This window comes from Propionigenium maris DSM 9537, assembly GCF_027925155.1.
GTDB classification, from domain to species: Bacteria; Fusobacteriota; Fusobacteriia; order Fusobacteriales; family Fusobacteriaceae; genus Propionigenium; species Propionigenium maris.
In genome coordinates this window covers 1-9,396 of sequence record NZ_BSDY01000048.1, presented here as the reverse complement: position 1 = coordinate 9,396, position 9,396 = coordinate 1, and the positions used below count along the sequence as shown (strand labels likewise).

At 40.4% G+C, this 9,396-nt stretch carries 9 protein-coding genes and 1 tRNA gene; 2 read left to right on the top strand and 8 right to left on the bottom strand.

Annotated elements, in window-relative coordinates:
- Positions 1 to 384: 384 nt before the first annotated feature.
- The 7 genes from QMG11_RS19750 to pth form a co-directional block, all read right to left on the bottom strand.
- Entirely contained in the window at positions 385 to 1,380 is a 996-nt protein-coding gene (locus tag QMG11_RS19750) for an RnfABCDGE type electron transport complex subunit B (protein WP_281838128.1), read from the bottom strand.
- A 22-nt stretch (positions 1,381 to 1,402) separates the two neighbouring features.
- The gene (gene rsxA / locus QMG11_RS19745; RefSeq protein ID WP_281838125.1) at positions 1,403 to 1,987 is read right to left on the bottom strand and encodes an electron transport complex subunit RsxA; all 585 of its coding nucleotides are present in this window, start codon (positions 1,985 to 1,987) and stop codon (positions 1,403 to 1,405) included.
- 4 nt (positions 1,988 to 1,991) lie between these two features.
- Complete coding sequence (locus tag QMG11_RS19740) at positions 1,992 to 2,609, bottom strand: RnfABCDGE type electron transport complex subunit E (protein ID WP_281838124.1); 618 nt, start codon at positions 2,607 to 2,609, stop codon at positions 1,992 to 1,994.
- Positions 2,609 to 3,133 (bottom strand): RnfABCDGE type electron transport complex subunit G, encoded by a 525-nt coding sequence (locus QMG11_RS19735; protein ID WP_373877245.1) that lies wholly within the window; start codon positions 3,131 to 3,133, stop codon positions 2,609 to 2,611. The genes QMG11_RS19740 and QMG11_RS19735 overlap by 1 nt, the downstream gene beginning before the upstream one ends.
- Complete coding sequence (locus QMG11_RS19730; RefSeq protein ID WP_281838122.1) at positions 3,133 to 4,068, bottom strand: RnfABCDGE type electron transport complex subunit D; 936 nt, start codon at positions 4,066 to 4,068, stop codon at positions 3,133 to 3,135. The genes QMG11_RS19735 and QMG11_RS19730 overlap by 1 nt, the downstream gene beginning before the upstream one ends.
- A gap of 18 nt (positions 4,069 to 4,086) precedes the next feature.
- Entirely contained in the window at positions 4,087 to 5,397 is a 1,311-nt protein-coding gene (gene rsxC, locus QMG11_RS19725) for an electron transport complex subunit RsxC (RefSeq protein WP_281838120.1), read from the bottom strand.
- 315 nt (positions 5,398 to 5,712) lie between these two features.
- Positions 5,713 to 6,282, bottom strand: coding sequence for an aminoacyl-tRNA hydrolase (pth, locus tag QMG11_RS19720; protein WP_281838119.1), 570 nt, complete (start codon positions 6,280 to 6,282; stop codon positions 5,713 to 5,715).
- A 196-nt stretch (positions 6,283 to 6,478) separates the two neighbouring features.
- Between pth and QMG11_RS19715 the strand changes: the two genes are divergently transcribed.
- Positions 6,479 to 7,366: a DMT family transporter gene (locus tag QMG11_RS19715; protein ID WP_281838117.1), complete on the top strand. Its 888-nt coding sequence runs from the start codon at positions 6,479 to 6,481 to the stop codon at positions 7,364 to 7,366.
- Between the two features lie 144 nt (positions 7,367 to 7,510).
- Positions 7,511 to 9,034: an ABC transporter substrate-binding protein gene (locus QMG11_RS19710; protein ID WP_281838115.1), complete on the top strand. Its 1,524-nt coding sequence runs from the start codon at positions 7,511 to 7,513 to the stop codon at positions 9,032 to 9,034.
- 250 nt (positions 9,035 to 9,284) lie between these two features.
- Here QMG11_RS19710 and QMG11_RS19705 read toward each other — a convergent pair.
- Positions 9,285 to 9,360, bottom strand: a tRNA-Asn gene (locus QMG11_RS19705).
- Positions 9,361 to 9,396: the final 36 nt, after the last annotated feature.

The following is a 9,396-nucleotide window of genomic DNA, read 5'->3' as shown; positions in this document are numbered from 1 at the left end:
TGCGAATTGATTAAAAAATCATTTCGTCTTTCTGACTTATCTTCTCTATTTAATTGCTAATGTCCTTTGACTCGTTCGCTTCAGTTTCCCTCGCGGACAAGATATATAATATCACTATTACGATAAATCGTCAATACTTTTTTTATTTTTTTAGACTTTTTTTGTTCATTTACAGCTCATTAAAGTTAAAGTTATTGATTTTATTGACGTATAGCACTGTTTGTTAATTGACAAAAAATTTAACATGTATTATTTTTAACCAGGCAACGGCTTCTCGTGGTTCTATAAAGTATTGTTTTTCCTTCTTCTTTATTGTAATTTTAGTGTATCTTTATTGCTTTCATATATTAAAAAAGACCAGCCTCACAGGCTGGTCTTTAGATTCTATTTTTCAGTTACATTTATCTTTATAGCATTGAACTTACACTTATCGTAGCAAAGCTGACATCCAATACACTTTTCCTCTATTACCTTGTGCTTTTCCTTAACAGCACCCTCTATCGCATCCACTGGGCAAACTCTTCCGCAAGCTGTACATCCGATACAGTTCTCCTCTATTACCTCTGCCTTCCTTATCTCCCTAGAAGTATTAATAATAGCATTTGTAGGACACTTAATAGCGCATAGACCACACTCGATACACTTCTCTGCATCGATTGTTGCCAGGTTGTTCTTTACCTCTACTGCATCCACTGGACAAGCTCTCTGACACATTCCGCATCCAATACAAGCTACGCTACAGTTCTTTCTTGCAACTGCTCCCTTCTCCCTAGAAGAACAGCAAACAGTTACCTTCTGACTTTGAGGAACCATCTTTATAACTCTCTTTGGACACTCCTTAGCACACTTTCCACAAGATACACACTTATCCTCATCCACAAGAGCTATTCCGCCCTCAGTGATCTCAATGGCATCCACTGGACATACTCCAGCACAGTCACCATATCCTAGACAAGAGTGCCAGCACGACTTGTCTCCACCAAAGTAAAGCATTGCTGTAGCACAGCTCTTTAGCTCTACGTCGAAGTCATATAACTTTCCAACCTTTGTCTTGTCTCCCTGACAAGCAACTCTTGCTACAATCTTTTCTCCAGAGGTATCTGCAGTCATTCCCATGATCTCTGCGATCCCCTCTACTACGCTTCCTCCGCCAGGAGCACATGCTGTAATCTCTGCCCCCTCTAAAGCTATAGCCTCTGCATATCCACTACATCCCGGGAACCCGCATGCTCCACAGTTTATCCCAGGTAGTACTTCCATTATCTTTTCAACATTGGGATTTACCTCTACCTCAAACTTTTTTGAAGCGAAGGCCAGGAATAGACCCATTACAAGTCCAACTCCCCCCAATATTAAAATAGGTATTATAATTGTTCCCATTTTATACTAACCTCCCAAAAATCTAGATTTGCATTCCTGCGAATCCCATAAACGCCATTGCTAAAAGACCTGCAGAAACAAATGCAATTGGTACCCCCTGAAACGGTCTAGGTACATCTGCATATTCCAATCTCTCTCTGATTCCCGCAAGAAGTATTAGTGCTAAAGTAAATCCTACTGCCACAGCAAAACTGTTTATAATTGTTTCGATGAAGTTAAACCCTTCCTGAACATTTAGAATAGCTACTCCCAGTACCGCACAGTTAGTTGTGATTAGGGGAAGAAATACTCCCAGTGCCTTATATAGGCTTGGAGATGTCTTCTGTATCGCCATCTCTACAAACTGTACTAGGGAAGCTATGATCAGGATAAACATGATCGTCTGTAGATACTCAAGTCCAAATGGTACAAGCATAAAGTAGTATATTAACCATGTTACAGCTGATGCTAGGGTCATTACAAAGGCTACCGCCATTCCCATTCCAATTGAAGACTCAACCTTTTTAGATACTCCCATGAATGGACAGATACCTAGGAACTTAGCAAATACAAAGTTATTGATAAATATAGCTCCTATTACTATTGAAATTAAATTTCCTAAATCCACCTAGCTACACCTCCACTGTCTTTTCTATCTTTTTCATCTTCATGTAATTCTGGAAACCGATTATAGCTCCGATAGTTATGAACGCTCCTGGAGCAAGTACGAATAATAGTGGTGGACTGAAAGTTTCAGGCACAAATGAAATTCCAAAGAATGAACCATTTCCTAGTGCTTCTCTCACTGCACCAAGCACAGTAAGTGCTAGAGTAAATCCAAGACCATTACCTATAGCATCTAGTAGAGACATAAAGATCCCGTTCTTAGATGCAAAACTCTCAGCTCTTCCAAGTACAAGACAGTTTACTACGATTAGTGGTATAAACAGTCCTAGTACTGCGTAAAGATCCTGCATATATGCATTCATCATCATCTCTACTATAGTTACTAGAGAAGCTATTACCATGATGTAAGCAGGTATTCTTACCTTTGCTGGAATCAGGTTTTTCACAGCTGATATTATCATATTTGAGCAAATAAGTACCGCCATAGTAGCCAGTCCCATTGCCATACCGTTTATAGCTGAACTTGTTACTCCCAGTGTAGGACATAGCCCTAGTAGAAGTACAAATACAGGGTTTTCCTTTACTATCCCTTGAGTTAATACTTTTAGTGATTTATTCTCCATTAGTTCTTCACCTCTTCATAGGTATTTAGAGCTCTCATCATACCAGTGTATACTGCCTCTGGAGAAATTGTTGCACCGGCAAAGGCATCTACACCCTTATCAAACTCATAGCTTGAATCTCTACCCTTCCAAAGTGCTAGCCACTCAGGGTTTGTTATCTTAGACCCAAGTCCAGGTGTCTCTGTGTTACTGATTACATTAAGACCTGTGATATCTCCGTCTACATCAAATCCTAGAACAAAGTTTATTGGTCCAGCATATCCATTTTGAGAAACTGTTACAACGTAACCAACTATCTCGCCAGCTTCATTGGCACCAGGTACGAACTCAAGATCTTCGCTTACAAGTGCCTCTCCGTCAAAGGTATTTGCCTCTGGAAGAACTTCCTTTCTTGCAACGTTTACTGCTTTCATTGCATTTTCAGCGATTACCGGCGCTGTCAGGGTATTTACCTTAGCCAGTATTCCTGCTGAAATTGCTGCTATTGTTAATAGGACAGCTCCATAATGTATTAATCTATTCATTATTTTGCCACCTCCCCGAACTTCTTAGGTACTGTATATTTATTGATTAGTGGTACCGCTCCATTCATGATAAGGATAGCAAAAGCTGTTCCCTCTGGATATCCACCCTTTAATCTGATCATTGCAATAAGGATACCTATTCCAGCAGCATAGAAGATCTTACCCTTGTCTGTATCTGGGCTTGTTGTCATATCTGTAGCCATGAAGAATGCTCCTAGGAATAGTCCTCCTGAAAGCATGTGAAGTAATGGATTGGCTCCTGCCACTGCAGTTATAGCTGCCACTACACCGATTATAATTGCTGGTACCTTCCAGTCAATCTGCTTCTTATAGATAAGGTAAGCTCCACCCAATAATATAGCTATAGCTGATGTCTCACCAAGACATCCTCCCATTCTTCCGATTAGAGCCTGTACATATGGATTTCCACCCTGAAGCAGCGATGAATCTAGAGGAAGACCTCTCTTCATTGCATCTAGAACTGTTGCACCAGCACTACCGTCATAGGCAAATGTTGTTATTGCCACAGGCCAAGAAGCTTGTACAAAAGCTCTTCCCACAAGGGCAGGGTTGAATATGTTGTGTCCAAGTCCTCCAAAGATCATCTTACCAAGAGCAATGGATACAAATGATCCGGCAACAACATACTGTAAAGGCATGTAAGCAGGTACCACAAAGGCAAATAATATTCCTGTAATTATTGCACTTCCATCAAATATTGCTATATCTTGCTTCATAGCTTTCTGAAAGATCCACTCCGTTCCCATACAAGACAGAACCGCTACTGCTGTAACTGTAAGAGCTCTTAATCCGAAAACATAAGTTGCCGCAGCTAGGGCTGGCAGTAGTGCTATAACTACATCATACATTACGTCCTCTACTCTTTCCTTGGTTCTTATATGTGGAGATGGACCCATCTTTAATAGTCTTTCCACTTCATTTCCTCCTATTGATTACTTTTTAAGTGTTCTTAGCTTTGCTTTACCAATCTTTATTGCTTCAGTTAATGGTCTGTTTGCTGGACAGATATATGAGCATGATCCACACTCAATACAGTCCATTAGATGGAACTCTCCCATCTCCTCCCATCTTTTAAACCTTGCTAGCTTAGCATACATATTAGGAAGAAGGTTCATAGGACATGCCTTGATACACTTTCCACACACGATACAAGACTTTGGCTTGTATGGATTGGTCTCATCCTTAGTAAGAGCCAGTAGTCCTGAAGTTCCCTTCACTACCGGTACCTGTTCAATTGGTTGAGCCATTCCCATCATAGGTCCACCCATTACAAGCTTCTCTATTTGATCTCTGTTAGTATTTGCGTAATCCAGTATCTCGTTGAACATAGTTCCAATTCTTACCTTTAGGTTCATTGGCTTGCCAACTGCTAATCCAGATACTGTTACTATCTTTTCTATAATAGGTGTTCCCTCTAGAAGCCCCTCATAGATTGCTGCTGCTGTACCTGTGTTCTGAACTACAACTCCCACTGCTGATGGTAGTCCCCCACTTGGTACATCTCTGTCTAGAACAGCCTTAATTAACTGCTTCTCTCCCCCTTGTGGGTATTGAGTTTTAAGCATAGCTACCTCTATCTTAGTTCCCTCACAGGCCTTCTTCATAGATGCAATTGCTTCAGGCTTATTGTCCTCTATTCCTATATGAGCTTTCTCTACACCTAGCACCTTCATGATGATCTTGATTCCCTCTATTATCTTATGAGGCTCCTCAAGCATCAATCTGTTGTCCGAGTTTAGGTATGGCTCACACTCAGCACCATTTAGAAGAAGTGTATCGATCTTTACATCCTTTGGAGGATTTAGTTTAATGTGGGTAGGAAAACAAGCTCCCCCTATTCCTACAATTCCCTTCTCCCTTATCATTGCAAGGATCTCTTCATTGCTGGCAGCTTCCCAGTTTTCAAGCTTAGTCAGCTCTGCCCACTCCTCTTGCTCATCATTTTCAATTACCACAGTTGTTACCTTACCACTTAGCGGAAATGGCATAACTTCGATCTTTTTTACAGTTCCACTTACTGGTGAGTGTACAGGAGATGATACGAATGCTTCTGAATCTCCTATCTTTTGACCCTTTAATACTTTTTCCCCAATTTTTACCGTTGGCTCTAGCGGTGCCCCAATATGTTGTAACATCGGTACATAGAGCATCTTTGATGCGCTAAAAACTTCAGTTGCTAGATTTTCCGTCTGAAGTTTATTCTCTGGAGGATGTACCCCCCCTCTGAATGTAAACAGGTTCATTTCAACACCTCTCTTTTTATAAAAATGTTAAGTATATATGAAATACTTTAATAAACTTTTTAATATAATTCTAGCACACAATATACGACAATACAACAATAAATGGTGTTACTTTTTTCATTTTCTACTTTGTAAATCAAAGTTTTGATTATTTTTTAATTTTTTTTGGGTTTCAAATTAACCGTAACCCTTGTTTTATAAGGGTAAATACAGTTAAGTAAAATAAAAGCAGCTCTTTTTATAAAAAGCTGCTAGATATTTTTTTATTATTTTGTTTAACTGTCTTGTAAAGAAATGGTTAACATTCCGATACCTCTATTTTTTCTTGTTAAATTTTTGAATTACCCTGTCTATATTTTTAGCTGTAACAAGGGATTTAGCCGCTTTGGCCGCATCCTCCATAAGAGGTTCTACCTCCTTCATCTCATCCTTGGAGAACCCCCCCAAAACAAAGCTTACTGTTTCCTCTCTTCTCTTTGCCTTGCCTATTCCACACTTTACCCTAAAGAAGTCTGGTCCCAGGTGGGAGATGATAGATTTTATTCCGTTATGTCCCCCTGCACTTCCCTTTACCTTTATCCTTAACTGACCAAGGGGAAGATCCATGTCATCATATATCACTATAAGGTCCTCTGCTGGATCCAATTTATAGAAGCTCATTACTTCCTTTATGGAGTTTCCACTGAGGTTCATATAGGTCTGTGGTTTTAATAAAAATACCTTCTCGTCCCCTATACTAGCCTCTCCCACAAGTCCCTGAAACTTCTCTCTGAAGTTTGCCACTCCAAGATCCTCTGCAAGCATATCTATCACATCAAACCCGATATTGTGCCTTGTTTTATCATATTCCCTTCCGGGATTTCCCAAACCAACTATTAACTTCATTCCTACCTCCAAATTTATATATCATACATTATAACATATTTTCTCTATTCCCAAAATATCGTTATCCATTCTCCTCCCTTGAAAACCAAGGTTTCCAAAGCCTTCTAAGTTATAAAATTAACTTTAAATAATTATTGTCTTTTTTCTGTTTTTATTATAGAATCCCCTGAGATAATAAAACTTAGGAGGTTGTAAAATGAAATTACTTGTATTTGAGAGACCAAAATCACTCTTTCGTAATCCCTACTTTTTCGCCGGTATGTCTGTGTTACTCTGGTCCACAGCAGCCACAGCCTTTACCATAGCCCTTAAATATATGAGTATTCCTCTTATTATAAATATAGCCAGCCTCACATCTGCAAGCATTATGTTTGTATTTATACTGGCCGAGGGAAGGTTAGGGGAGTTAAGGGAACAAAAGCCCCAGGACTTATTTAACTCACTGTTTATGTCCACAGTTAATCCTCTGCTATACTATATCCTGCTCTTTAAAGCTTATAAATTGATCCCGGCTCAGGAGGCTCAGCCCCTTTCATACACCTGGCCCATCATGCTTACAATTCTCTCAGTTGTATTTTTAAAGGAGAAGCTCTCCCTGAGAAAGTGGCTGGGAATAGGATTGAGTTTCCTGGGGGTTATGTTTATCTCTACCAAAGGAAATATCCTGGAATTTAAACTTTCAGATCCAAAGGGAGTAGCCCTTGCCCTTCTCTGCGCCTTTGTATGGGCATCATACTGGCTTTTAAATGTAAGGGATAGGAGAGAGGAGGTAATAAAGAACTTCCTGAACTTTACCTTTATAGGTACAGCCCTTACTCTGTTTCACCTCTTTGCTCCAGGAGAGCTGGGATTAACCACAAAGGGTATAAGCGCTGCAATCTACATTGGAATATGCGAGATGGGGATTGCTTTCCTTGCCTGGGGAAAGGCTATGTCTCTCTCCAAGAGTAAGGCAGCCCTTGCTAAGATTATCTACCTCATTCCGTTTCTCTCCCTCATGGTTTTGAGCATTGTACTGGGAGAATCTATATTGATCTCGACTATAATCGGTCTTCTTTTCATAATAACTGGTATTTTTCTTTAAGGGAGTGCATTGCACTCCCTTTTTACTTCTAAACTTTCCCTTACTTAATTTATGCTTAAATCTAGAGTCAGCTATTCGTTTATTTGATATCTTTGAGTATACTTGTAGCAATTTAACCTAACTATATACTTCTGGAGGAAAGCTATGAACACAAAATTCTTTAAAGTTGCATTGATCACAGCTACACTTATTGCCGCTGGATGCGGTAACCAGTCCAAGGAAAACACTGCTTCAGGTAAAAAAGATACCATAGTTTTGGCTCAGCTGAGCGATCCTAAAACCATGGATCCCCATAAAACTACAAGCCTATACTGCCAGAGAGCTATGACTCAGATCTATGATCGTCTTTTGGAGATCGATGAGAATATGAAGTTGATTCCAGGTCTTGCAGAAAGCTGGGAGCAGATAGACGACCATACCACTGTGTTCCACCTGAGAGAGGGTGTTAAATTTCACAATGGAGAGCCCCTTACATCTGAAGATGTTTACTTTTCAATAAAGAGGGCCCAAGAGTCTCCCACAGTTGCCCACCTCTATAAACCTATTACAGATATTGAAACTCCAGATGACCTCACCGTTGTTATTAAAACAGAGGAACCCTTTGGAGCTCTTCTCTATAACCTGAGCCATAAATCAGCTTCCATCCTCAATAAGAAGGCTACCCTTGCAGGCGGTGAAAACTATGGCCAGTCTCCAGTGGGAACTGGAGCCTATAAGTTGGCTGAGTGGCAGGCTGGGAACTTTGTTAAATTAGAAAAAAATACAGACTACTTTAGAGGAGAACCCTCTATCCCCTATGTCCTGATAAAAGCTGTTCCCGAGGAGAACTCCAAGGTGATAGGACTGGAGACCGGTGAGATCGATATTGCTGCCGATCTCACCCCCTTCTCTAGAAAGATGTTAGAGGGCAATAAGGGTTCTGAAATTCATATGGCCGATGGATTGGGGGTAAGTTATATTGGTTTGAATACCAAGAGTGGCCCCCTTCAGGATAAAAGGGTGAGACAAGCTCTCCTCCAGGGACTGGACAGAGAATCCCTTATCGACTCCCTTCTTATGGGGACCGTTGAGAAAGCTCACACCTTCCTTGCGCCACCAGTTTTTGGTCATGGAGACAAGAACGAGCTTACTCACTACGACTATAACCTAGAAGCTGCAAAGGAGCTTTTAGAGGAGAGTGGATATGAAAACCTTTCCTTTAAGATTACAACTGCCGGAGATTCCGCTACAGAAATTGCCCAGGTTGCCCAGGCTAACTGGAAGGAGCTGGGAATCGATCTAACTATCGAGCAGATCGAGTGGGGAACCTTCCTTCAGACTACAGGTAATGGCGATACAGATATGTTTATTATGAGCTGGTCTCCATCCACAGGTGATGGTGATTATGGTCTATACCCTAACTTCCATAGTTCCCAGGTAGGCGGCTCTGGAAACAGAACCTTCTTTGAAGATTCTCAGGTAGATATGCTGCTGGAAGATGCAAAATCCACCACAGACCAGGAGCTCAGAAAGGATCTCTACTTCCAGGTTCAGGAGATCTTAAATGAGGAGGTACCTGCAATACCAGTTTACTTTACCCTTGTTTCATCTGGAGCAGGAAATAACGTTAATGGATACTATCAGCATCCGGGAAATATCTCCTATTTCTATAGATTTTCCTTTGAATAAAAAGCAGCATGATGTTGCACCTAATAATCAATCGGAATACTGAGTGATTCAGGTAAATATTTTATAAATTCTATACATTCTTTAATAATAAAAAAAAGGAGACCTAAGGGTCTCCTGCTTTTATTATTGTAAGTATACATATCTATTCCAAATAAAAAAGACCATCTATTGGCCTATGCTTCTATAATTATTCCATCTTAGATTAATTACTTATTCTCATAATTTCTTAAAAAGTTCCAAAAAATAAAAATGGCGCTTCCAGCGGGGCTCGAACCTGCGACAACGCGATTAACAGTCGCGCGCTCTACCAACTGAGCTATGGAAGCGTCTTTGCTTGGCAAGTTCCTATCCTCCCAGGGGGC